Below are 24,800 nucleotides of genomic sequence, written 5' to 3'. Positions count from 1 at the left end.
GTCACCCCGGCCCGTGCGCCGGGGATGACAAAACGGCGCCGTTATCTATCAAGCGAACTTTTGGCTGACCAACATATGCAGCCATCAATAGCCGAGCTGGGCCGTCTAACTTCTCTTGGCATTCTGCCAGCGTATTAACATCCACCAACGACAGATAATCAATCTCAAGTGATATCTTAGAACGTGCTAAATCTATCAACGTCTGCACACTTCTCTCGCCACACTGAGCCGCTTCTTGAACCGCCAAAATCGCCCTGAATAAACACGCCGCCTCTGCCTTTTGCGACTCGTTTAAATAAGCATTGCGCGATGACAACGCAAGCCCAGAGTCCTCTCGCACAATCGGTATGCCAACGATTTCAACCGGTATTTGAAAATCTTTCACCATCTGCTTCATCAAAAACAGCTGCTGAAAATCTTTCTCACCAAAAAAAGCTTTCTGCGGCTTAACGATATTAAACAGAATATTAACGACCGTCAGCGCACCATTAAAAAGTAGCGGGCGGGTCACGCCGCAATATTTTTGCGTCAACTCACCCCCAATCACGCGTGTCTGAAATCCCCCAGGGTAGATTTGAGATACTTCAGGGCAAAACACTCGATCTGCGCCAGCTTCCAGGCATAAAGCTGAGTCTCTCTCACGCATTCGGGGGTATGCGTTAAAATCCTCATGCGGCGCAAACTGCAGCGGGTTCACCAAAATCGACACCACCACTTCATCGCATTGCCTTTTAGCCTCTCGAATCAGTGACAGATGGCCTTCATGCAAAGCCCCCATGGTGGGGACGAAGCCAACAACTTTGCTCATTCTAAATACTCCACCGGATCTTGATGAACGCCATTTTTTTCCACTACATAATGTAAATGCGGCGCGGTACTGCGGCCAGTATTGCCCACCAACGCGATGCGCTCGTCTCGTTTCACCCACTCACCGGAGCGAACAAAATAATCCGATAGATGGCCATATCGGGTAATCAAATTAGGGGAATGCTGAATCGCCACCAAGTTTCCCAGTCCCCCAGAATGACCCACGAAAATCACGCGGCCTGGTGCAGAAGCATGTACAGGCGTACCGTATGGCGCTGCAATATCCACGCCAAAATGCATCGCCTGATAACCTGTAAATGGGTCCGAACGAAAGCCAAAGTGACTGGATATCGTACCCATCACTGGCCAACGATTGGGTCTGGTATTAAAATGCTCGCCTATATGGTCCAGCAAGTTTAAATGCTCAGAGGTCAGCTGCTGCCACTCAGCCTCAACCTGGCGTTGCTGATAGGTATGCGAGAGATTCAAGTGGTGATTCAAGAGGCGATTTTGGATAAATAACGCCGCAATAACCCCGAAAACAACGACCCATTTAAACATAGACCAACAAAACCGTAATATTATCGTTGCCGCCCCTGGAGTTGGCCAGGTCGATCAACTTTTGACCAGCAATTTGCTGATCATTATTGGCAATGGTTTGCAGAATTTCTTTATCTTCCACCAAGGTGGTAAGCCCATCGGTGCAAAGCACAAAAATATCATCTGGCTGCGGCGTCAGTACCATCATGTCGACATCGACATCATCTTCAAATCCCAAGCACCGGGTAATGATATTGCGGAATCGACTATGTCTCGCCTGCTCCAAACTAATCAGGCCTGAACGAAACTGTTCCTGAACCAACGAATGATCTTCTGTGATTTGCTCCAGCTCGCCTTCTCGAATCAAATAAGCTCTAGAATCTCCCACATGAGCCAAGATCGCTTGCTCAGACTCCAGCAGCAAAGCGGTGGCCGTGGTTCCCATGCCCTTGAGCTCAGGATGCACAAATGTCTCTTCAAAGATCCGTTTAGAGGCCGCTCGCACCGAATCGCCGAGCAACTTGGGTGCTTCAGCGTGATCGATATGATTTAGATTTTCCAACACCAGCTCTTTGATCGACTGCGTCGCTAACTGCGAAGCTTTTTCGCCGCCAACATGGCCACCCATGCCGTCGGCAACCGCGTATAAATCATACTCGGGCAACAGCAAATAAGCGTCCTCATTGCGTTCACGTTTTTGGCCTACGTCTGTCCAGACATAGGCTTTGGGCCTAATTCGGGTCATAAGCAACAATCTTACCGGCAAATGCAGAAGCTGCAACCGTCAAGGGTGAGCCTAAGTAAAGTTTTCCTGGGCCACTGCGTCCTTGGAAGTTTCTGTTAATCGCCGAAATGGTCACTTGCTCGGCATTATCGCTCACGCCCGGCCCGCAACCGATGCAGGCGCCGCAGCCTGGCTCTAATAAAATCACACCCGCCTCTTTAAATAAATCGGCCCAGCCCTTTTGCTTGACCCAGTTTTTAACTGAGACACTTCCGCATTGCAGGTAAAACTTCACATGCGCGGGGATACGCTTTCCTGCATTCAAGTTAGCTTCGATGACGCGCGCGTAATAGGCCATGTCATCATACTTGCCAGCTGTACATGAACCGCCATATGCAATATCAATGGGGATATCACCAATCTCTGAGATGACAGCGCCATAGGTCGGATCGCCCGGCTTAGCAATTCTCGGCACCACATCATCTAAATTAATGCTGAAGCGACCACCTGCATATACCGCGCCTGCATCCGGCGTTAAGCTTTTAAGCACAGGCACATTGTCCCGATGCCGAGCTAAAAATGCCAGCGTCACTTCATCAACATCGCAAATGCCTGACTTAGCAGAGCACTCGGTTGCCATATTGCACAATGTCGCTCGCTCATCCGCGCTGATTGACGCAAGACCGGGCCCACCGAACTCCATCACTCGGTTCAAAGTCAACTCTTGCTTCACATAGGTATCCAAGATCTGCAAAATCAAATCTTTTGCCGTACATGCTGGCTTCAGTGTCCCATGCAAATCAAATCGAATGCTTTCGGGCACGGTGACTAAGGCTTTGCCCGCATGCAGCAGCGCTGCGTACTCAGTCGTACCAATGCCATAACCATACGCGCCCACGCCGCCCGCCATGCAAGTGTGGCTATCGGTGGCCAAGATCAAATCGCCTGAATTAATAAAATCTTCGCGCGCCACTTCATGGCAAATACCCGGCGAAATACCATCTTTGGCTGAATAATCGCGCATGCCAGTGTGTTTTTGAAAGTGGTTTTGTAGGGCCACCAGCTTGTCGATCTTGGCCGAAAAAGGCGCCATCTTCGGCACATCATGGGCATAAATCAAATGGTCTTCAAAAATAGCAAAACGCTCAGGTTTTTTGATTTGGTAGTCTTCGCCAAATTCGCGTTTTAAAAACTCATCGACCTGCGCCGAAGTAAACTCATGGCTATAGCCACCGTCTACTTCTCGAAATACGGTGGTGCCACAAGGCGCGCCCAGAATCTTTTCCACCAATGTCGCGGCAGGCGGCAATTTCGGATCACGGGTCACGCCCGCAAGCGCTGTAGCGCTTTCCATCATGGAGGCGAGTTTAAGCAGGCCACCGGCTTTAATAATCTCGGTAGAAATTGGATCTAGCTTGGCACAAAACTCATCAACCGAAATCTCTTCACCGGCTTCCATCCGAAGAAGCATGGCGTGATCGCCCATCAGCTGACCCAAGTTAATATTATTGCGTTCATGGATAGGCGCAAAAGAAGCGGCAATAACAGTTTTGATGCCGCAAAATCGTTCGCACTGAGCCGCTGTTTCCCTGGATGAGCCCGTGCCTTTGCGATGCCCACTCACAATGACATCAAAACCGCCGTCCATGAGGGCTCGCGGTTTAAACACCCTGTCACCTTGATGCATTAAACCCGCATAAGCATTGGCAGCAATGTCTTCAGGCTTGTAGTCAAAACAGACCCACGCTGGGGTCATCATGTCGGTATTAATATCATCCATGAGGTCTTCCACTGACAGATTTTTCATCTGCAGGACAAGACCTTCATAAAGTTGTTTTTTGATCAGTTCTATATCTTTGGTAAGATAGAGAACTCTCACAATAGCATTCCCGCCACTGCCGCTGTTTGGAAGGATGTCAAAGAGCCTGCGATCATTGCCCTAAGTCCCAATTTAGCAAAGTCAGCTCGCCGGTGCGGTGCCATGGCAGACAAACCACCAACTTGAATGCCGATGGATGAAAAGTTCGCAAAGCCGCACAATGCATATGTGGCAATAATAACACTTTTTCCGTGCGCAAATGCACCCATTTGAATTTCTGGAGCCATTTGTAGGTAAGCGACCAATTCATTGACCACTGTTTTAGTGCCCAACAGACTGCCAACCAATGGCGCATCAACCCAAGGAACACCCAAAAGCCAAGCAAGCGGGGCAAAAAGCTTCGCAAACAACCACTGCAACGTTACTTCTGGGTATCCGGCATAGAAACTAGCCGCGCCAATGCCCCAGTTCAAAAAGGCAATCAACGCAATAAACGCGATTAACATCGCGCCGACATTAAGAGCCAACGACAAACCATCGGTGGTACCACGCGCTGCGGCATCTAAAAGATTTGCATCTTGCTTTTCGAGCATGACACCACTGGAATCCAAAGTTTCTGGCTTTCCTGTTTCAGGAATCATGATTTTGGCAAATACCAAAGAAGCAGGCGCAGACATAATGCTCGCGGCTAATAAATGCCCAGCGATATCTGGGAAGTAACCCATCAACACGGCCACATAAGCAGCCATAATGCCACCGGAAACGTTCGCAAAACCACCGGTCATAATGGCCATGATTTCCGAGCGGGTCATATTGCCCAAAAATGGCTTAATCAACAAAGGCGCTTCTGTCTGCCCAACGAAAATATTGGCTGCAGCCGAAAAACTTTCAGCACCTGATGCGCGCATGGTCCTGCGCATCACAAACGACATCCCGCGAACGAGCCACTCCAAAACGCGCACATGATAGAGCACAGCGGTTAAAGCTGAAAAGAACACGATGGTCGGCAAAACCGAAAAGGCAAACAAAGAGCCCGTGTGAACCATCGATTGAATATCAGAAGGCATGCCGGTTACAGGAATGTCGTTGTCTACTAAGTTTCCAAAAACGAAACGAGCGCCTTCATTTGAAAAAGATAGAACTTTAATAATCGCATCATTGGCAACCAGGAAAAAGCCTTTGCCTACCTGAAGTTTTAAAACCAAAAAAGCAAACAGAACTTGAAGGGAAATCCCAAAGCCCACCAGTCTCCAAGAAATCATCCGTCTATTAGATGACATCACGAAAGCCAAAAAAATCATGGCCACGCAACCCAATAAACCAGTTAGACGACTCGGCCAGCTTTGCTCTCCGATCCCATTTTGGAGCTGGGACAGTAACTGCTGGTTATCGGCCGCAAAAAGCTGAAGAGACGCGAACATACTTAAAATAATCGATACAATTTTCATATTCTTTAACTCACTTACAAATCAAAACAGAGGCAGAAGTTCCTAATCTCGTAGCACCTGCGTCCAACATCTTTTGCGCATCTTCGCGCGTGCGGATACCACCGGATGCTTTGACACCCATCGAATCGCCTACTACACGGCGCATGAGCGCAACATCCTGAACTGTGGCACCGCTAGCAGCAAAGCCAGTAGAGGTCTTCACAAATGCAGCACCAGCCCGCAAGGCTAGCTCACAAGCTTTCATTTTTTGAGATTCCGACAAAAGAGCCGTTTCCAAGATCACTTTAACGGCATGCGGCTTTGAAGCTTCAACCACTGCTTGAATGTCTTTCAAAACGGTTTCAAAATCGTCACCTTTTAAAGCGCCAATATTCAAAACCATATCAATTTCAAGCGCACCTAATCTGATCGCTTCTTTAGATTCAAATACTTTAGATTCAGTAAGATTGGCGCCCAAAGGAAAGCCAACAACCGTAACGGGTTTAACGTCACTGCCGGTCAGCAACTTCGACACATGAGGGATCCAGTAGGAATTTACACAAACGGTCGCAAAACCATATTGCCGGGCCTCGGCGCAAAGGCGCTCGATTTCTTCTTTCGTTGCATCAGCTTTAAGCACCGTGTGATCGATGCGGGAAGCCAAGGAAGGGGTATTGATTGGCACGGGCCAAATCCATTTCACATTAGGCCTCTAAGTCAACTGGGGTCTAAGGGTTGCGGCTAAGCCTTCTAAAGCCTATGGACCCGCTTATGAACGTAAAATTGCCCGCAAAATCAGCCGATATTCCGCTCAGTGATGAAGGCGTTGTGTATCATATAGCCGCTGCGGCAAGCAATATTGCAGATAAGATTATCCTGGTTGGTGACCCAAGCCGAGTTCCTTTAGCGGCCACTTACTTTGATCCAGGCTCACTGGAGTTCGACCAATCCCACCGCGAAATCCGCACCATGACCGGTAAATACCGCGGCCAAAGAGTCACCGTCCTTTCCTCAGGTATGGGCACCGACAATATGGAGATCATCATGAATGAACTCCATATATTAAAGGAATATGATGTCCAAACTAGCTCCTGGACAAACGACAAAAAAGAAATCTCCCTCATCCGCGTAGGCACCTGCGGCTCACCACAAGACGTACCCATCGGCACCCTGGCGATTTCCCGCCACGCCCTAGGCCTGGACAATACCTGCCAATATTACGCAGCCAATGAAGCGATTCTGGGAAAAGATGTGGCCCGGCTAAAAGCGATCGCCAATCAAACCGAACTTGGCCAAGTAGGCGTCTATGCCGCCAGCGCCCACCCTGACATCACCAGGGCCTTAAAAGATGCGGCGCAAAAGCATGCACCAAACAGGCCCAGCATTGTCGGCATCACCGCATCTGCCAGCGGCTTTTTTGCCTGCCAAGGACGAGTAGTCGGCCGCTTTGCCGAGCATATGCGCTTCCCCGATTTGGTGGATATTTTGAGCACCATCGAGCTGCCCATCGAAGGCGAGCCGCTGCCTGAAAAAGTGATTAACCTAGAAATGGAAAACAGCTCACTCTGCTACTTAGCAGGCCTACTAGGCTACAAAGCAGGCACCATCTGCGCCATCATCTCCACCCGCTCAGGCCCCCAAAGAGCCTTCGCAACCCCCGAACAAAGCAAAGCCGCCCTACACGACGCCCTAACCATAGGCTTCGAAGCGCTAACCGCCTAGCCCAAAGAACCCCACTGTCACCCCGGGCTCGACCCGGGGTCCAGGGTCGTGCAATGCGCTGGATCCCGGCTCAAGGCCGGGATGACTATCAAGGTCAAGGTGTCAGACCCTCATTTTTATTTAGGTGCCAGATGCTCATCTTTGTACATCCAATTTTGTTTGCGTATCGGTACGTCCGGCTCTTTGCTGAGCACTGTCGAATTGCGCGCTCGTTCTCTTTCCGCTTGAAGGCGGATCATCTTATCTAACGATGCGATCTGGGCCTTTTGGCTACTCACTGATTTGAGCAAGCTCAGGCATCGTTCGGCTAATTCTTTTGCAGGCATGCTGGCTAACTGGGCGCCAATTTCCTCTTCGCCTTTTGGATCGGAGGTGGGCTGCGCCTGAGAAGTTAGCAATACCTCGTAGGGTGACACGTTTGAATATTTGGTTGGCGCTGCTTTTTTAAGTAGGCCTGCTTCGATTAGAATGCGCAAGTATTTGGAAACCGTGCTGAGGGAGCAGCCCATTTTATCAGCCAGAGGTTTACTGTTGAGATAAACGGTTGGATTTTTTTCGTCGCACTCCCTGGCGATTAATAGCCATAGATATTTTGCTTTGATCGGAATGTTGGCACCAAAAACATGTTCATTCGGCATGACTTCTCCTAGACCTCCTGGTTGGAGATCAACGTTGACAAATGCCTGCCAAAATCTTTATGTTGATTTTGGCTCTTGGGCCGGCCGTCTCCATCAATTTTCGGTTTGGGGGAGACGGCTTTTTATGTCACCAACAGCCTAAATCAATCGCTTTTAGAAATGCCATCGGATGTTTTTCCGATCCTGTGATTCGCTATCGAAATCAGGTTTCGATCCACCCTCAATTACTCCAATTGAAATGAAAGCGCTGCGCCCTCGCATCTTGGGAAGTGACAAGCTGGCCGGCATACAGAGGTAGACTGGGTCGCAGCCAGTAAAGCGATGGGCGAATAAATTTGCCACTGTTTGGGTTTCTATCGCCATGAACGTGAAAGCATTAGTGCTTCTTTCTATTTCGATCGCCACCCAAGGTCTGCTCGCGAACTGGTTTATCCACACTGATCTTCACCGGATCTCAATTGATGAGTTTCCAATCACAAAAGGGATATCTTCGCTTAGCATACAAGAGATTTCACTAGATACCGCTCATTCAAAGTATACTGGTAGTGCAATACCGAACTCTGCGAGACTGCTTGATATATGCATAGGCTATGATTCAAATTGGACAAGTTCGCTCGTCACTCGGATTGAAGATCTGAATCGGACGCTTGATTTAATACAAGATCAAGACAAGAAGCTCCCGGCCGACATCATCAGGACAATTCAAGAATTTTTTAAGTCAAAGGCACTATTATAGAGCTGCTTAGGGCTCAAAGAACACTTGGAAAACTTCGGCAAGTCGGCTGTAAAAAAAATCCCCCCTGCCCCCCTTTTTTAAAGGGGAGATGAGAGGGGAGTAAATCCAGGGTGTTGAACTAGCCTGGATCCCGGGTCAGGGCCCGGGATGACAGTTAGTAATCCATGTCTGAGCCGTAGTCGCCTACGGAAGATACTTTTTCACCTTTGGTTTGTTCAGCGATCATGGCTTCTGTAGTTAGAAGCAATGATGCTACCGAGGCTGCGTTTTGAAGCGCGGTTCGGGTTACTTTGGTTGGATCGATCACGCCTGCGGCGATTAAGTCTTCGTAGACTTCGGAGGCAGCGTTGAAGCCGAAAGAGCCTGTGCCTTCTTTGACTTTATTTACCACGACCGAGCCTTCAAAGCCGGCATTGCCAGCGATTTGGCGTAGGGGCTCTTCGATTGCTTTGAGGAGCAACTTGATGCCTTCGTTTTGTTCAGCAACGCCAGTGTCTAGCTGAGCGAGCTTAGCGTTTTGGGCAGCACGGATCAAAGCGACACCACCACCAGCGACAACGCCTTCTTGGACGGCTGCGCGGGTTGCATGTAGGGCGTCTTCAACGCGGGCTTTCTTTTCCTTCATTTCGGCTTCGGTTGGAGCGCCTACTTTGATAACGGCAACACCGCCGGCTAGTTTCGCGAGTCTTTCTTCAAGTTTTTCGCGATCGTAGTCTGAAGTGGTGTTTTCAATCTGAGCTCTCATCTGTTTGATGCGGCTTTCGATGTCTGCTTTTTTGCCAGCGCCATCCACGATGGTGGTGTTATCTTTATCAATCGATACGACTTTGGCTGAACCTAGTTCGGTCATGCCGACTTGGTCAAGTTTCCAGCCTTGATCTTCAGAGATGAAAGTCGCGCCTGTTAGCACGGCGATATCTTCTAGCATCGCTTTGCGGCGATCGCCAAAGCCTGGGGCTTTAACGGCTGCGATTTTCAAAGTGCCGCGTAGCTTGTTAACCACCAAAGTGGCCAAGGCTTCGCCTTCGATGTCTTCTGCAATGATAAGCAATGGGCGACCGCTTTTTGCGACTGGCTCAAGAACTGGGATCAGATCTGCCATGTTGGAGATCTTCTTTTCGTAGACGAGCACATAAGCGTCGTTCATGGAGACTTCCATACGCTCTGGGTCTGTGACGAAATAGGGGGATAGATAGCCGCGGTCGAATTGCATGCCTTCTACCACTTCAAGCACGGTGTCTAAGCTTTTCGCCTCTTCAACCGTGATGACGCCTTCTTTGCCGACTTTGTCCATGGCGCGAGCTAAGATCTCGCCGATTTCCACTTCGCCGTTGGCAGAGATGGTGCCGACTTGAGCGATTTCGGAGTGATCTTTAATTGGGCGAGACAAGGCTTTCAAGCTTTCGATTAGCTTTTCAACGCCTTTATCAATGCCGCGTTTGAGATCCATCGGATTATGGCCGGCAGCGACCAATTTCAAGCCTTCGTTAAATAGGGATTGGGCCAAAACGGTGGCGGTGGTTGTGCCATCGCCTGCTTTATCTGAAGTTCTGGAAGCAACTTCTTTAACCATTTGGGCGCCCATGTTTTCGAACTTGTTGGAAAGCTCGATCTCTTTGGCAACCGTCACACCATCTTTGGTGATCAGGGGGGATCCAAAGGATTTGGCAATGATCACATTACGGCCTTTGGGGCCCAAAGTGACTTTAACTGCGTTGGCAAGGGCATTCACGCCACGTGCAATTTCAGCACGCGCGTCCGTCGAAAAGTGAATCTCTTTTGCAGACATCTAATATCTCCTAATTGTAAGTAAATTTATTGAAGGATGGCGAGTACTTCGTCTTCGCGCATGATCATATGCTCGATGCCATCGATCGTGACTTCATTGCCAGCATATTTGCGGAAAAAGATGGTGTCGCCTTCTTTAACTTCTAAAGGCATCACATGGCCGGATTCGAAGGTTTTGCCTGGACCACAAGCAACAACCAAGCCTTGCATCGGCTTTTCTTTCGCATTGTCAGGGATAAAAATACCGCCGGCTGTTTTTTCTTCAGCCTCGATACGTTTGACTAGAATGCGATCATTTAATGGCTTAAACTTCATGTCGATCTCCTTATATGGAGAGACAGTTTAAGCACAAATCTTGGAAAGACAAGCGGAAAGGGTTTTTCTATTCAAGGTACGAATAGCCCTTGTGGACAGCTTCACGCGGATCCATTGGCCTGATTCAACGTCGAAAATACGTTTGTTTTGCACGTTGGCTTTCAGTTTGCGTTTGGTTTTGATGTTGGAGTGAGAAACGCGGTTTCCATTCATCCAAGATTTGCCGGTAAGTGTGCAGACTGCCATAATAAACTCCTATCAGGGTGTGCACCATAGCATCCTTTTTAAAATGAGCAAGCCTTGGGTCCTTAATCCCTGGGAGGGATTTCAATAATTATGTTTTTAGATTCATCAAAATGAACCGACTTGTTAGATCTAGACCGTCTGACAGGTGTTTCAAGCATATCTACCGGTTCTCTAGCATCAGGATCTGGCGCTAGAGAATTATTGAGGGATTCCAAAAATTGATAGCTTCGCACAGCTGCCCACATGACACTTTTCCAAGTAACTAACATGTGGGTAACTATCCAAACCTAGTAGGCTTTGGCGAAAACAATGCGCCTGTTGCTTTCTTTACCTGTAAACAGGCACGTTCCAGATTCCTTAGGAGCATCCATCGGAATGCATCTTGGCGTCACTTTCAATTTGGTCAACAGCTCATGGCCGATGGCTGCTTCGTTCCAGTGGCATAGTGCAAAGCCGCTGCCCTGCTCGAAGAAAGCTTCGAATTCAGAAAGGGAGTTGATCTCTTTCGTGTTTTCTTGCTGGCGCGCTTTCGCGTTCGACAGCATTTGCGCTTGCATGCCTTCCAGCATGGGACCGATTTGCTCCATCAAAGCTTCGGGGGTCATAAATTGTTTATCTTGATGAGCCTTATGTCGGCAAGCTACAACCACTTGGTTTTTAGCCAGATCTTTAGGGCCGATTTCCACACGGATTGGGACGCCCTTCTTAATATGCTGCCAAGTCTTTTCGCCACCCCTGATATCGCGCTTATCGATCATGACGCGGATGGACTGGCTCTTTAAAGACTGCTCAAGCTTAGCGCACAGAGCGAGTACCTGAGCTTCTTCTTCAGGTGTTTTAAAGATAGGCAGAATAACCACTTGTTTAGGCGCCAGCCTTGGGGGGATCACTAAACCGTCGTCATCACTATGAGCCATAATTAAACCGCCCATCAACCTTGTTGACACACCCCAAGAGGTGGTCCAGGCGTGCTGGATTTGACCGTTTTCATCGGTAAATGAAATCTCGGAGGCTTTGGCAAAGTTTTGGCCTAAAAAGTGGGAAGTACCAGCTTGAAGTGCTTTGCCATCTTGCATCATCGCTTCAATGCAATAGGTGTCCACCGCGCCAGGGAAGCGCTCGTCTGAAGTCTTCATCCCTTTGATCACAGGCATCGCTAAGTAGTTTTCAGCAAAATCCGCGTACACCTCCAGCATCTTAAGCGTCTCTTCTTCAGCTTCTGCTTGAGTGGCATGAACTGTATGGCCTTCTTGCCAAAGAAACTCGGTGGTTCGCAGGAAAATCCGCGGGCGCATTTCCCAACGCATGACGTTGGCCCATTGGTTAATTAAAATCGGCAGGTCTCTATAAGACTGGACCCATTTGGCATACGAATGGCCAATGATGGTCTCGCTGGTAGGCCTAATCACGTAAGGCTCTTCCAAAAGACCTGCTGGTCTAAGGCCGCCTTCACCGTCAGATTCTAAGCGATGATGCGTCACAACAGCGCATTCTTTGGCAAAGCCTTCCACGTGTGCGGCTTCTTTTTCTAAAAAGCTTAATGGGATGAGCAAAGGAAAATAGGCATTTTCATGGCCTGTGTCTTTGATCATCCGGTCCAAATTGCTTTGAATCAGCTCCCAAATGGCGTAGCCCCAGGGTTTGATAACCATGCAGCCTCTCACGGGCGAGTTTTCCGCCAGATCAGCAGCTTTGATTACTTGCTGGTACCATTCGGGGTAATTTTCGCTGCGGGTAGGACTGATGGCATTTTGTTTGGACATAGCCCATAGCGCTTATCACACCTGAGCTACAAGCCAACACCTTCGCGCTTGCTTGCAAGCCAAATCTCTTTGAAGTGGCGCAAGGTTTTCATGATCTCGCCTCGGATCGAATGCTCCCCTTCGTTCCATGCCACGCCGGTTAGCAAGGTTAACGCATCTTGGAAGGTCCCCACGGTGAAGATTTCGAAGTGACCAGCTTCACAGGCTTCAATCACTTCTTCGCTTAAATTTAGGTCCAAGCGATTGCTCGCGGGGATAATCACGCCTTGAGATTTATTTAGGCCGCGGGCTTTGCAAATTTTGTAGAAGCCTTCGATCTTCTCGTTGATACCGCCTACTGCTTGGATTTGACCACGTTGATCCATGGATCCTGTAACGGCAAATCGTTGTTGAATTGGAATTCCGGCCAATATCGAAAACAGCGCACAGGCTTCGGCAAGTGTGGCTGAGTCGCCATCGATATCACCGTATGTTTGCTCCATGCATAAAATGGCTTTGAAACCGAGTGGGATTTCTTTGCCGAAGCAATCTGCGAGAAATCCTTGCGTAATTAGCCGCCCTTTGGTGTGGATCGGACCTGCTTGCTCGGTTTCGCGTTCGATATCAATAATGTCGCCTTTCCCGCAGGTTACTCTGCAGGTTACTCTGAGCGGCACGCCGAATGAATAGCTGCCGAGCTCAATCACGGTCATAGCGTTTGACTGACCCAAAACAGCGCCTTCGGTTTCAATGGTAACGCGGTTTTCCAAGATATCTTCGATCATCTGCGTCTGCAGAAAACCTTCACGTTCGGCGTGAGCGAGCAGCGCTTTTTGCACATGCACTCTCTCGATCAAGCGCGACTTGTCTTTGCCTGCCCAATAATTGGCTTCTCGGACCAAATCGGCCATGTCGCCGATTCGGGAAGTTAGCTTGGACTGATGTCCCGCAACCCTGACAGCATGCTCAATCACGCGCGCGGCGCCTTCCGGGCTTAAGGAACGCATCTTTTCATCGGCGCATAGAAAACTTAGAAATTTGGCATAGCGTTCAATGTGCTCATCTGAAAGCTCCATTTCATTGTCGAAATCGGCTTTGACTTTGAACAGCTTGCTAAACTCTGGATCTGTCTTAGAAAGCAGGTAGTAGATTTCTGGGATGCCGATGAGGATAACTTTGATTTCCAAAGGCACAGGCTCTGGCCTTAATGATGCGACTGAGACCATACGGCCGGGCTCCCCGGGATCATCCAGCTCAACCGCTCTGTTTTTTAAAGCACGTTTGAGGCCTTCCCAGGCTGAGGGATCTCGCAGAATATCCTGAGCTTCGATTAAAAGATAACCACCGTTGGCAAGATATAAAGCCCCTGCCCGGATGCGTGTGTGGTCCGTCATGGTTTCACCACCGCGCAAGCGTTGCTCGATGCGACCAATCAAGTTGGATGAAGTCGGATGCGTTTCTTGCACCACTGGCGCGCCGGATGCTTTGGCGTGTGTCACCAAAACATTGACGCGATAACGAATTAAAATTGGCTCATCGTCATCGAAGTCTTCTTCATCTTCATGAATGCGCTTTTTGAGACTGCCGCTGTCTGCAGACTCGTTGGCCTGCATGCGATCTTCGGGTAAAAATCGTCGAAGGCGGTTTAAGACATCTTCTTGGCATGCTTCCAAATGGGCCAAAATGCGTGGAACGCTTTTCCAAGCGGCTTTGGCATTATCAAATAAAGGCGCCAGAATAATCATTGCGGTCCGGCGTTCTAAAGCCTCAATGGTGTCTTCTGTGTCTCGCTCGATGGTCCGGATGCGGCGGATACAGTCTTCTAAATGTGTTTCTAGGCGTTCGGCATTCTGCTCTAAATTTTGCTTTACCTTGTCGCTTAGATGCTCAAACTCTTCTTCGGAGATGGGTTGGCCTTTTTTGTTGGCTGGCGTGATGGTTAGCGCACCTGCACCTCTTTGGAGCACAAAGCCTTTGCTGCCGGCTTCATCTTCAATGGTTTTCAGCAAGGCTTCGGTTTTGGCCTGGCACTCATCTTGCAGCTCTTGACGCTCAGCCAAGTAGCGTTCGGATTCGAAGGTCTTTTCTAAATCGATGAGCATGCGCTCTATCAAAGCATCGTAAGTTTTTTTGAGCTTGGGGCCGTGACTAGGAGAAAGACGGACGGCGAGTGGCCGATCTCGATTTTCGAAGTTATAAAGCAGGACAATATCATCCGGAGTGGGTTCTTTCACCGCTCGTTCAGACAAGAGTTGGTTCACTGTTGAAGTCCGGCCAGTACCAGACTCACCGACCACAAAAATATTAAAGCCGCGTTGCCTGATCCCAAGGCCCAATTCCAAGGCGGATAACGCACGCTGCTGCACCATGGCACCAAAATGATTGCGCTTGCCACTTCGGCGTCTGCGCACCATGAGACCTGTTTTGACAATAGACAAATCAGGCAGCTGCCATCTCAGCGCGTCTGGCTTTATTTTTTGGATCATGCGTTCACTTCTCCAGCGAGAAGCTTAACTGAAATAAGAGTAGCCGGGAAGCTTGCCCGGCGGAATAGTTTCGTAATGGTAAACACTCAATCCACTGGAGTGCTTATGAAAAAAATTTTTTTGGTCGTTAGTTTCTGTTCCGTGAGTATTTTTGCAAACAACTCCACGCATCCAGCCATGCTTTACACCAGAGCAGTATCTCCGCCAGAAGGTCATTTTATCGCCGCATCGCTCTATCTTGTTGCGGCTGGTATTTGCGCTGGCATCGGCATTCGAATCATATTCAAATTCAAACAAATTGTGCTGCAAAATAGTGCAGCTCAAGTGCCAAATATGGGGGGCAGCAATCAGCCACTGGGAACTGCGCCTTCGTCTGTTGGGGTCGGTCAATCACTGGCAACACGAGAAATGGCCCTACAGCACCCGACTATGGCATTTTTTGGCACAGTGGCATTTCCGGTTACGGCTACCTGTATCTCTCAAATGTTTATTCAAATCATTGAAGGAATCCGAAACGCCTATATTTTGCCTAACGATTTAGAAATCATCCACGCCAAAGACAGCGAGGTTCAAGTAGAGAACAATCCATGAGCAAAATATTTTTAGCAGCGTGTTTCATTGGACAAGTTGCGATGGGGCAATCGAGTCCCACGCCTTTGGTTCCGCCCCCCGACACAACCAGAGCAGCAGCTCGCACCACTGCCGCGCCTGTGCCAGCTGAGCACAATGCGATACTTTATGTACGCATGGTTCCCAACATACCTGTATCCTTGGAGCTAGGCGCTGAGTGGATCGGTATCGGCGCCTTCTTTTTGTTGCCGGCGTTTGCGCTGGCAATTAAACATTCTTGCTCAAGCAAAATGGACGGACCAAAATCTACGATTTCGGACCATCCATTTATCTCTTTCACCGCGGCGTTCGCTACGCCTTTAGCCATCTTCGCTTTTAGTCAGAGTCTGGTGAGTTTTATGGCAGCCCACCAAGGTGACCTACTTAATCCGAAAGATACCAAAACGATGACTATTCCGTAGCGGACACTTGGCAAAGATTATCTACGTCCCCAACGGCCGCCATTACCCCAGCGACCACCGTTACCACCATTCCAGTTATTGTTGTTATTATTGCCACCGTTCCAGTGCCAGCCTGCTCTCCAGTTCCAACGGCCATTTTCCCAAACCCAACCAAATTGCCAGCTCCAGCCAACATTGACGCTGGATGGACGACGGTTTTGTGGGTATCCGCAAGTTCCAAAACCGGATTGGTTCACATAGCAGACGGTTCCTTGAACACATCTTGGACCATAGTAAAATTGGCTACAAGCCTGACCAAGACCAGACCATCTTTGTGCTTCAGCATGGCGTGGCATTGCTATAAAAAATAGACCAGCCAAAAGTAAAGAAAAACTAAATGCTTTCATTTTTTTGTCACTCCTATGCTGAGCCTAGTTCGGCATAGGAACCAAAAACCATCGGTCGTCCGACCTAGGTTTATCTGCGCCAGCCGTGTCTTCCACCGAAACCACCTCGGAATCCGCCGCCGAATCCATAACCGTAGCCTCTGTTATAGCCAGGACCGTAGCCGCCACCTGCTGGAATAGCATAGCTGCCGTTGTAAGGGTGACACACACCAAAAGTGGTATAGGGTTGGACCACGCAGGTCAGGCCTTGAGCGCATGTCGCTCCCATATTCGGATAGATACTGCAAGCTTGGCCAATGCCGGCGCCGTAAGTGACACTAATTTGACCACACGCCTTTGCTTCAGCCGAACCGATGCATAGTACGAGTAAGAATAACGAGAAGACTTTGAGAATACGCGTCATGTTTTGTCCCTTCCTTCAAAGGTAACCATAGCGACGCAAAAAAGACCCCGCGTCAGGCGTTTGACTTAAACCAAAAGGCTTAAAATAACGGCGCCAATAAGGCCAGCCACCATGTCGTCCATCATCACACCCAAGGCGCTTTTCACTTTTCGATCCACCCACGAAATCGGCCAGGGTTTCACAATGTCTAAGAATCGAAACAGCAGAAAGGCCGCAACAATGCTTGAAATATCAGCGGGACAAAACGCGAGCGTTAGCCCCATACCCGCAACTTCATCAATCACAACTTCTTTGGGATCAAGGCTTTTAAACTGATGCCTTGAGTGATGAGTTGCCCACCACCCAATCAGAAAGACAAATAATATGAAGGCTAGCCGAATCGGCGGTGAAGCATTTAACAAAACAAGAGGGGCCCAAATGGCGAGAGATGCCAAAGAGCCCCAGGTACCTGGCATGCGGCCGATACAGCCGACATAGCAGAAAGTACTAATCACATACGACATTGATCAACTGTCAGCATTTCTACGAAGAAAAGCTGGAATATCGTATTCATCTTCCTTGGCTTTCACACCATGAGAAGTCAACGAAGCATCTTCTTCCATAGGCGCAAGCAGCGGAATCTTCATTTCTGAAACCGGTCTCATGCCCATGTGCATCTTCGCTGCCACCGGCTCAACTTGGTCCCAACCATTACGAATGTACGTTGGAATGTCGCGAGAAGGCTCAACTTCAGATGTAGCCATTGGATGCATCGAAGGCGCAGGTGGAACAATGGAGACCTGCACAGGAACGTGAACCGGTGCAACAACCGCTGGAGGTTGAGAAAACAACGGGCCGGGTGCTTCAATGGGCACTTCCACTGGCGCCACTTGAACGACAGGCTCAGGGACGTAAAGTCGCGGGGCAGCCACAGGAGCAGGCGTCAGGGCAGGCGTCGGTTCAACAACCTTAATATCCTTCGCGCCTTCAAAGCCAGTGGCAATCACTGTGATGGTCACTTCATCTTCGAGTTTTTCATCGACCACATAACCAAAAATGATGTTCGCATCTTCATGGGCTGCTTTGGTAATAAGCTCAATCGCAGCATTCACTTCATGCAAAGTCAAAGACTTGCCACCAGTGACGTTGACCAAAATACCCATCGCGCCGTCGACCGAAACGTCTTCGAGCAACGGGCTGGAAATAGCTTTTTCAGCAGCTTGGATGGCACGGTTTTCACCTTTACCAGAACCAATGCCCATAAGCGCCATGCCTTGATCGCTCATCACGGAGATAGCATCTGCAAAGTCGACGTTAACGATACCTTGTTGGGTGATAATATCGCTGATGCCTTTAACGGCGTTGAGCAAGACTTGGTCAGCCATTTTAAAAGCGTCCAACATCGAAGTGTTGGCATCTGCTAATTGAAGCAAACGGTTATTTGGCACAACAATTAAAGTATCAACAGCTTGCTTCAGCGCTTCCACGCCAGCTTCAGCCGATTTGCGGCGCCTGTTGCCTTCAAACAAAAAGGGCTTGGTGACCACACCAACGACCAAAGCGCCTAAGCGCTGAGCGACGTCTGCAATAATTGGAGCCGCACCGGTACCCGTACCGCCGCCCATACCGGCAGCGATAAACACCATGTCGGCGCCTAAAAGAAGTTCTTCAATTCGATCGATGCTTTCTTTGGCTGCATTTGCGCCAATTTCAGGTTTTGCGCCTGCGCCCAGACCTTTGGTACATCCCTGTCCAAGTTGAAGCTTTACATCAGAATAGCTGATATCGAGAGCCTGGATATCGGTATTAGCAACAATAAACTCAACGCCGGCAATGCCGTGTTGAATCATGTTGTTGACGGCGTTACCGCCACCACCACCAACACCTATCACTTTAATTCGAGGACCTCTTTGCTGCATTTCATCAAATTCAATCATTTTTGCCTCCCTCCCTAAATCATATCTTGAATCCAGGCTCCTATTCTCTTTTTAAATTTAGAATAGAAATTTTCCTGTTTCCGTGTATTGCTGGCCGCGTAAAGTACAAGACCTACGCCCGTCGCATAAATGGGGCTGTTCACCACATCTAAAAGACCGCCGACGCCTTTTGGAGAACCTCGCCTCACTGGCAGTCCCAACACATGCTCAGCCACTTCTACCATTCCTGGCAAAAGCGCGGAGCCTCCTGTTAGCACAACGCCCGAAGCAAGTAACTCTCTAAATCCCACGCGGTGTATCTCCTTAGCCACCAGTTCGAAGATTTCTTCGACCCTAGGCTCCAAGATATCACCCAATATTTGTCTACGTAAAATTCTTTCTGGTCTTCCGCCAATACTAGGTACTTCAATAACTTCTTCTTTCCCTATCATTTTTGCACTGGCAGAGCCATAACATTTTTTAATTTCTTCCGCATTTTCTGCAGGAGTTCTTAGCCCAACCGCTATATCATTAGTCAAATGTTGACCACCAATTGGGATAACTGAGGTATGCTGAATCGAACCATTACAGAAGATAGCAATATCAGTAGTTCCGCCGCCTATATCAACTAAAGCGACACCAAGTTCGCGTTCATCTTCACTCAAAACTGCATAGGCAGACGCAAGCTGCTCAAGCACAATTTCTGTCACTTCTAAATTGCATTTTTCTGCGCATTTAATAATATTCTGAGCAGAACTAATTGCGCCAGTTACAATATGTATTTTCGCTTCTAAGCGTGAACCCGACATGCCAAGGGGATCTCTAATACCGTCTTGTCCATCAATCACAAACTCTTGCGGCAGAAGATGTAAGATTTCTCTATCGGTCGGAACTGAGAAGGCCTTGGCAGCGTCCAAAACGCGATCAACGTCGCTCTTTTTGACTTCGCCTTCTTTAATCGCAACCACGGCCTGGCTATTAAAACCTTGGATATGAGCGCCAGCAATTCCCGCGCAAACCTGACGAATTTCTACGCCAGCCATACGCTGAGCTTCTTCAACTGCTTTTTTGATTGAACTAATGGTGGCTTCAATGTTGATAACCACCCCTTTTTTGAGGCCCTTCGAAGGGCTTGTGCCAATGCCAAGAATATCGATGCCATCGATACCAACTTCGGCCACAACGCATCCAATCTTGGTCGTGCCAATGTCCAGTCCGACGATCAAATTATCCTTGCGAAACTTAGCCATTTCTACCCTTTCTTAAAACGGACGGCAATCTGGCCCCGTTTTGACGTGTCGTCAAGATAAACAAAAGCTAAATCAGGCGCCCGATCGTTTAATTTCTTTAAAACCAATGCGAGCCTTTCCCACTGCTGGGAACTATTTTGACCACCAATGACAACCTCTAGACCACCCACAAATAATACCTTAAATTGATCCTTGGCGTATTGTGAAACCTCAGAGATAGCGCCTCCAGGGAGACCTACGGCCGTATGGGTGAGCAAAATCTCTACGTCCGCCGCTTTGGAAACCAGAGGCAACGAAAGCTCCGACTCACTCTCAGCGGTTTTAAAAGGGACACCCAGAGTATCCACCACCCAAAGTCTCTCTTTTTTAATTAACGCAATGGGTTTGCGTTCACGGATTTCAACTTCGAGCTCTGTGGGGGGCTGCCTTCTCACCGAAGCTTCAGCTACCCAAGGGTGCCTCAGCACCACTTCACGAATTTTACTTAAATTGACACCATAGAGAGGCTTGCCAACATAATCTCGCAAATACAATTGAAGCTCTTCGGCCTTTGCATGCTCACCAGATTTAATATGAATGGTGCGAATGGTTAAAGCGGAACCCTCGGTCACCCAAATGTAGGCAACTGGAACAATAACGCCGGCAGCAACAAATATTAATGATAAAATTATTTTTCTAAAAAGCCCCAACGTCTCACCTCATATTCCAATTTAATTCCTAATTCATCATAAACTTTTTTCTGGGCCATTTGAGAAAGTTCAAGCATATCTTTTGAAGACGCATGAGAATCATTCACAAAAAAATTAGCGTGCACTTCGGAGATTTTTGCACCTCCAACCCGCGCACCTTTTAGACCGCATGCTTCAATCAAACGCCCGGCATAATCGCCAGGTGGATTTTTAAACATGGAACCAGCGGAACGCTGTTTTGGCTGTGATTCCTTACGGCGTTTCGCCAAATCACTTGCTTTCGCTAGCAATTCTGCTTTTTTGGCTGGTTCTGCATGCCTATAGACTAAATGCGCGCTACATAACACTGCCTTTGCAGGGAAATTCGTATTTCTATAAGAAAATCCCATTTGCTCATGAGTCAGCAGCATAGAGCCCTCCGCGGTGGCGGCTTCCACGGAACTAACTACAGCGCCGAGCTCTCCCAAGCGAGTACCTGCATTCATTTTTAAAGCACCGCCCACCAGACCAGGCGTTCCATTCCATCCTAAAGCGCCTTCCCAACCCAATTCCAAGCATAGGCGGGTGAGCTTTGGGAAAGAAAAAGCGGAGCCTACCCGGACTTCATCGCCGCTTTCAGAGACTTCAACTTTATTGAAATCGCCGGCGAGATGAATCACCATACCCCTGACGCCTGCATCGCTGATAAGCAGATTACTGCCCCCGCCCAGCAGATGTACCGGCAAACCGTGCGAATCTGCGTGCTTTAGCAGCAAAATGAGCTCATTTTTATTTTTGGGAAGCGCTAAAAACTCTGCAGGTCCGCCCAAATGCAAAGTGGTATACGGCGCCAGTGGCTCTTCTTGGTAGATTTCTACACCCTCAAACACTTTCAAGCAGCTCCAAAATTTTCACCGAACTCTTGGTAACTGCGCCTGCGCCTAGAGTAATAATAACATCGCCGGGTCTTGCTGCAGCCACCACCATGGCGGTCGATTGCTCTAGATTGCCACCATAAAAAACTTGTGCATGTCCAGTCTCGCGGATCCTATCCACTAAAACCGTGGAAGAAATGCCTTCGATAGGCTTTTCGCGGGCAGGGTAAATATCGCTAACGACCAAATAGTCGGCATTTTCGAACGCATCCACGAACGCATCCATCAAATCACGCGTTCTCGTGTACCTGTGTGGCTCGAACAGAACGACTACCCGATGCTCAGCAAAAGTCTTCTGGGCAGTTTTTAAGACGGCCTTAATCTCAACCGGGTGATGGCCGTAATCATCTATCACCAAAATGCCGTTTTTTTCACCGATTTGCGTAAAACGCCTTTGCACACCCGCAAATGCCTCTAAAGCATCCCGCATAATATCAAGAGATATGCCCAACTCGTCTGCAATCGCGATAGCCGCCAGCGCGTTTTGAACATTGTGCTCTCCGAGTAGTCTCAGCCTGACCAGCCCTAAATCTTCGCTATATTTAAATAGGCGAAATTCTGTATGAAAACGCTCGTGGGAGATTTCTTTGGCCTCAAAATCCGCAGGCTCCGAAATCCCATAAGTCACCACACGGCGCTTAATGTGTGGCAAAATTTCTCGCAGCGATTGCGCATCTGCACACAAAACAGCCAAACCGAAAAACGGAAGCGTGTTTAAAAACTGAACAAAAGCATCTTGAAGCTCAGGCAGTCCACCCTTCCAGAAATCTAAGTGCTCCGCATCCAAGTTTGTTACTGCCGCAATATTGGGCAAAAGCAGCAAAAACGAGCCGTCGGATTCATCCGCTTCAGCGACTAGAAATTTACCTTTTCCATGGCGAGCGTTAGAGCCCAAATGATTGACCTTACCACCGATAACCACTGTTGGGTCAAGATTTGCTTGGTCTAAAATCGCGGCCACCAAACTCGTCGTGGTGGTCTTCCCATGCGAGCCCGCAATGGCAATGCCTTGTTGCAGTCTCATGAGCTCAGCCAACATGCGCGCACGCGGAATCGTTGGAATGCCTAGTCTCAGCGCTTCTTGCAATTCAGGGTTATCTTGTTTGATATCCGAAGAGACCACCAGAATATCGGCTTCACCGACCTGGCTACTTTCATGGCGGTAATAAATCTTAGCGCCCAAGGCCTCTAATCTGGCAGTGTTGTCGTTATGTGCCAAATCGGAGCCCTGCACTCTAATACCAAGGCTAATCAAAACCTCAGCGATACCGCTCATCCCGATTCCGCCAATCCCAACGAAGTGAACTTTTTTTAACATATTTCAACAACTTTTTTAGCAATAATTTCTGCTGCGTTTTTTTTGCCAATCTGACGGGCTTTATGTGCCATACTTTCAAGCGTTTTAAAATCTAAAAAGAGATGCTGCACCATACCGCCCAGCTTTAGGGCCGTCATTTCCTGCTGCGTCAACATAAGCGCTGCCCCAGCGTCCACGAGTTCGCGCGCATTTTCCGTTTGATGGTCATCTGCCGCCTGCGGAAAAGGTATCAAAATAGCCGGAACACCCAAAGCGGTCAACTCAGCACAAGTGCTGGCGCCGGCTCTAGCAATCACCAAGTCTGACTCTTCGTAGGCTTTGGGCATGTCGTCAATAAAAGTCAACACCAGAGCGTCAATGCCCAAATCCGCATAGGCCCGTTTGACCTGCTCAACATCTTTAACACCCGTTTGATGGGTAATCTTGAGGCCTGGAACCGCCTGGTGCACCTGAGCTAGCGCTGCTGGAACCACTTCGTTTAAGGGCCTGGCCCCAAGACTACCGCCTAAAACCAAAAGCTTGTCTCGAGATTTCTCAGCCAAAGGGCGATGTAAAAAGTCTTTCCTCAATGGATTACCTGTCAAATGAAAGCGACCAGCGGGAAAATGCATTTCACTTTTTTTAAACACGCCCCACACATGCTTCACAAAATATTTGCCCAACATGCGATTGGTGAAGCCAGGGACGCTATTTTGTTCGCAAATCGCTCGTGGGATTCGCAGCAGCCAGGCCGCAAGCAATACGGGGCCGGATGCGTAACCTCCGACGCCTACGACCGCGTCTGGTTTAAACTGTGTTAAAATCTGCACTGACTGAATAATAGCCAAGGGCAACTGCAACAAAGCCTGTAGCGTTTTGCCGAATGAACGGCCCTTAAGGCCTGAAATTTCGATGGTTTTCAACTCAAAACCCGATTTCGGCACCGCGGAAACTTCAATTCCGCGATTGGTACCAACAAACAACACTTCCGATTTGGGATTTTGACTTTTCAGCGCCTGAGCAATCGCAATACCAGGAAAAATGTGACCGCCAGTGCCTCCACCGGCTATTAGAAATCTCATATCTTTTGAATACTTAAGAACCGACTTGTTGTCAAACGAAAGTAAAGCCTGATCACGCTTGCTTTTCGACATTGAAATATGCAATAATAGATGACCAAAAAAGGAAAATAATGACTAAATATATTGCACTAATATTTGCTTTAATTGCTATCAATTCGGCTCAGGCCTATAATCCGTTTACAGCATTGGCGCAGCTAGCAACAAAGCAAGGCGCTTCGTACTATATCGGCCAAAAAGCAGGCCAAGCCTTTGGCGAAACTCTGACCAAATCAATTGTTTCGGACCTTGGCATTCAAATTGTTAACGATGCTGTCATTAACCCGGTCTTTAACTGGGAAATGCCGAGCTTGAAGCCTTATGAACTTGCCGGTACTGCCGCTCAAAAAACAGCCGAGTACTATGCCGTCCCAGCGGTAACACAAGGCATTACCTACATGCTTGGGATCTCAAATCCTTTGGCTGGTATTGCGCTAGGACTCGCTTCTCAATTTATGGTCGGCAACGCATTTTACTATAGCATGAAGGCTTTTTCTGCGAGGTTTTTTTAATTATGAAGAATATATTTCTATCACTGAGCTTATTATCCAGCTTCTCTTTCGCCACCAGCCAGACTTTGGCACCCGGAGAAGTTGCCCTGGTACAGACCAAAAATGGCAATTGGATCGAAATTAAAACAACAGGCCCAGCCTCTAAGAGTTTTTGGAGCAAGATATCGAACCACGCGATGGCTATTGGTTCAGTGGGCGCTTTGATAAGTTATGTCGCTTATAAAAGCTATGCTGGCCAAGATACTGAAATGGCCGAGCTCGAAAAGCGATTCGAAGCTTTGAAACTGTGGCAGCTCGAAAGGAGCCTGAATTAAT

At 48.5% G+C, this 24,800-nt stretch carries 26 protein-coding genes and 1 pseudogene; 5 read left to right on the top strand and 22 right to left on the bottom strand.

Annotated features, from left to right (window positions below; all coding sequences use genetic code 11):
• Position 1: 1 nt before the first annotated feature.
• The 6 genes from panC to deoC are packed head-to-tail and all read right to left on the bottom strand — an operon-like array spanning position 2 to position 6,002.
• The gene (panC, locus tag V4534_08615; protein ID MES2504923.1) at positions 2–808 is read right to left on the bottom strand and encodes a pantoate--beta-alanine ligase; all 807 of its coding nucleotides are present in this window, start codon (positions 806–808) and stop codon (positions 2–4) included.
• The gene (locus V4534_08610) at positions 805–1,368 is read right to left on the bottom strand and encodes a M23 family metallopeptidase (GenBank protein MES2504922.1); all 564 of its coding nucleotides are present in this window, start codon (positions 1,366–1,368) and stop codon (positions 805–807) included. Before V4534_08610 ends, panC begins: the two co-directional genes overlap by 4 nt.
• A complete protein-coding gene (locus V4534_08605) occupies positions 1,361–2,092 on the bottom strand; it encodes a Stp1/IreP family PP2C-type Ser/Thr phosphatase (protein MES2504921.1) in 732 nt (243 codons plus the stop codon). The genes V4534_08610 and V4534_08605 overlap by 8 nt, the downstream gene beginning before the upstream one ends.
• A complete protein-coding gene (locus tag V4534_08600; GenBank protein MES2504920.1) occupies positions 2,079–3,950 on the bottom strand; it encodes an aconitase family protein in 1,872 nt (623 codons plus the stop codon). Before V4534_08600 ends, V4534_08605 begins: the two co-directional genes overlap by 14 nt.
• Positions 3,947–5,338 (bottom strand): nucleoside transporter C-terminal domain-containing protein, encoded by a 1,392-nt coding sequence (locus tag V4534_08595; protein MES2504919.1) that lies wholly within the window; start codon positions 5,336–5,338, stop codon positions 3,947–3,949. Before V4534_08595 ends, V4534_08600 begins: the two co-directional genes overlap by 4 nt.
• Before the next feature lie 10 nt (positions 5,339–5,348).
• Positions 5,349–6,002, bottom strand: a complete 654-nt coding sequence (deoC, locus tag V4534_08590) for a deoxyribose-phosphate aldolase (GenBank protein ID MES2504918.1) — start codon at positions 6,000–6,002, stop codon at positions 5,349–5,351.
• An 86-nt stretch (positions 6,003–6,088) separates the two neighbouring features.
• Here deoC and V4534_08585 point away from each other — a divergent pair, with 86 nt between their 5' ends.
• Positions 6,089–7,039 carry a nucleoside phosphorylase gene (locus V4534_08585; protein MES2504917.1) on the top strand — a complete coding sequence of 317 codons (951 nt, stop codon included), beginning with the start codon at positions 6,089–6,091 and terminating at the stop codon, positions 7,037–7,039.
• 116 nt (positions 7,040–7,155) lie between these two features.
• Here the strand turns inward: V4534_08585 and V4534_08580 are convergent, their stop codons facing one another.
• From V4534_08580 to V4534_08550, 7 genes and pseudogenes are all read right to left on the bottom strand, one after another.
• Positions 7,156–7,677 (bottom strand): helix-turn-helix domain-containing protein, encoded by a 522-nt coding sequence (locus V4534_08580; protein MES2504916.1) that lies wholly within the window; start codon positions 7,675–7,677, stop codon positions 7,156–7,158.
• A 929-nt stretch (positions 7,678–8,606) separates the two neighbouring features.
• Positions 8,607–10,202, bottom strand: a pseudogene (groL, locus tag V4534_08575) (chaperonin GroEL).
• Between the two features lie 26 nt (positions 10,203–10,228).
• On the bottom strand, positions 10,229–10,516 hold the full coding sequence (locus tag V4534_08570; protein MES2504915.1) for a co-chaperone GroES: 288 nt from the start codon (positions 10,514–10,516) through the stop codon (positions 10,229–10,231).
• A gap of 27 nt (positions 10,517–10,543) precedes the next feature.
• A complete protein-coding gene (gene rpmB / locus V4534_08565) occupies positions 10,544–10,765 on the bottom strand; it encodes a 50S ribosomal protein L28 (protein MES2504914.1) in 222 nt (73 codons plus the stop codon).
• A gap of 59 nt (positions 10,766–10,824) precedes the next feature.
• Entirely contained in the window at positions 10,825–11,031 is a 207-nt protein-coding gene (locus V4534_08560; GenBank protein ID MES2504913.1) for a hypothetical protein, read from the bottom strand.
• An 18-nt stretch (positions 11,032–11,049) separates the two neighbouring features.
• Positions 11,050–12,525, bottom strand: coding sequence for a proline--tRNA ligase (proS, locus tag V4534_08555; protein MES2504912.1), 1,476 nt, complete (start codon positions 12,523–12,525; stop codon positions 11,050–11,052).
• A 26-nt stretch (positions 12,526–12,551) separates the two neighbouring features.
• Positions 12,552–14,990: an ATP-binding protein gene (locus tag V4534_08550; protein MES2504911.1), complete on the bottom strand. Its 2,439-nt coding sequence runs from the start codon at positions 14,988–14,990 to the stop codon at positions 12,552–12,554.
• A gap of 105 nt (positions 14,991–15,095) precedes the next feature.
• Here V4534_08550 and V4534_08545 point away from each other — a divergent pair, with 105 nt between their 5' ends.
• Positions 15,096–15,581, top strand: coding sequence for a hypothetical protein (locus V4534_08545; GenBank protein ID MES2504910.1), 486 nt, complete (start codon positions 15,096–15,098; stop codon positions 15,579–15,581).
• Complete coding sequence (locus tag V4534_08540) at positions 15,578–16,021, top strand: hypothetical protein (protein MES2504909.1); 444 nt, start codon at positions 15,578–15,580, stop codon at positions 16,019–16,021. Before V4534_08545 ends, V4534_08540 begins: the two co-directional genes overlap by 4 nt.
• 17 nt (positions 16,022–16,038) lie before the next feature.
• Here the strand turns inward: V4534_08540 and V4534_08535 are convergent, their stop codons facing one another.
• The 9 genes from V4534_08535 to murG all read right to left on the bottom strand — a co-directional run bounded on the left by V4534_08535 (position 16,039) and on the right by murG (position 23,937).
• Positions 16,039–16,407, bottom strand: a complete 369-nt coding sequence (locus V4534_08535; GenBank protein MES2504908.1) for a hypothetical protein — start codon at positions 16,405–16,407, stop codon at positions 16,039–16,041.
• A 70-nt stretch (positions 16,408–16,477) separates the two neighbouring features.
• Complete coding sequence (locus tag V4534_08530; GenBank protein MES2504907.1) at positions 16,478–16,810, bottom strand: hypothetical protein; 333 nt, start codon at positions 16,808–16,810, stop codon at positions 16,478–16,480.
• A 65-nt stretch (positions 16,811–16,875) separates the two neighbouring features.
• Positions 16,876–17,304, bottom strand: a complete 429-nt coding sequence (locus V4534_08525) for a phosphatidylglycerophosphatase A (protein MES2504906.1) — start codon at positions 17,302–17,304, stop codon at positions 16,876–16,878.
• A 12-nt stretch (positions 17,305–17,316) separates the two neighbouring features.
• Positions 17,317–18,726, bottom strand: coding sequence for a cell division protein FtsZ (ftsZ, locus tag V4534_08520; GenBank protein ID MES2504905.1), 1,410 nt, complete (start codon positions 18,724–18,726; stop codon positions 17,317–17,319).
• A 14-nt stretch (positions 18,727–18,740) separates the two neighbouring features.
• Positions 18,741–19,955 (bottom strand): cell division protein FtsA, encoded by a 1,215-nt coding sequence (gene ftsA, locus V4534_08515; protein ID MES2504904.1) that lies wholly within the window; start codon positions 19,953–19,955, stop codon positions 18,741–18,743.
• 2 nt (positions 19,956–19,957) lie between these two features.
• A complete protein-coding gene (locus V4534_08510) occupies positions 19,958–20,644 on the bottom strand; it encodes an FtsQ-type POTRA domain-containing protein (protein ID MES2504903.1) in 687 nt (228 codons plus the stop codon).
• Entirely contained in the window at positions 20,623–21,513 is an 891-nt protein-coding gene (gene murB / locus V4534_08505) for a UDP-N-acetylmuramate dehydrogenase (protein ID MES2504902.1), read from the bottom strand. Before murB ends, V4534_08510 begins: the two co-directional genes overlap by 22 nt.
• Positions 21,506–22,876, bottom strand: coding sequence for a UDP-N-acetylmuramate--L-alanine ligase (gene murC / locus V4534_08500; protein MES2504901.1), 1,371 nt, complete (start codon positions 22,874–22,876; stop codon positions 21,506–21,508). The genes murB and murC overlap by 8 nt, the downstream gene beginning before the upstream one ends.
• Positions 22,870–23,937: an undecaprenyldiphospho-muramoylpentapeptide beta-N-acetylglucosaminyltransferase gene (murG, locus tag V4534_08495; GenBank protein ID MES2504900.1), complete on the bottom strand. Its 1,068-nt coding sequence runs from the start codon at positions 23,935–23,937 to the stop codon at positions 22,870–22,872. Before murG ends, murC begins: the two co-directional genes overlap by 7 nt.
• A 110-nt stretch (positions 23,938–24,047) precedes the next feature.
• Between murG and V4534_08490 the strand changes: the two genes are divergently transcribed.
• Together V4534_08490 and V4534_08485 are read left to right on the top strand one after the other, a co-directional pair.
• Entirely contained in the window at positions 24,048–24,485 is a 438-nt protein-coding gene (locus V4534_08490) for a hypothetical protein (GenBank protein ID MES2504899.1), read from the top strand.
• A 2-nt stretch (positions 24,486–24,487) separates the two neighbouring features.
• Positions 24,488–24,799, top strand: a complete 312-nt coding sequence (locus V4534_08485) for a hypothetical protein (GenBank protein ID MES2504898.1) — start codon at positions 24,488–24,490, stop codon at positions 24,797–24,799.
• Position 24,800: the final 1 nt, after the last annotated feature.

The sequence above is a fragment of the Myxococcota bacterium genome (assembly GCA_040387835.1).
Classification (GTDB): Bacteria; Myxococcota; UBA727; order UBA727; family JABDBI01; genus JAZKCZ01.
This window is presented reverse-complemented; position numbering and strand designations above follow the sequence as displayed.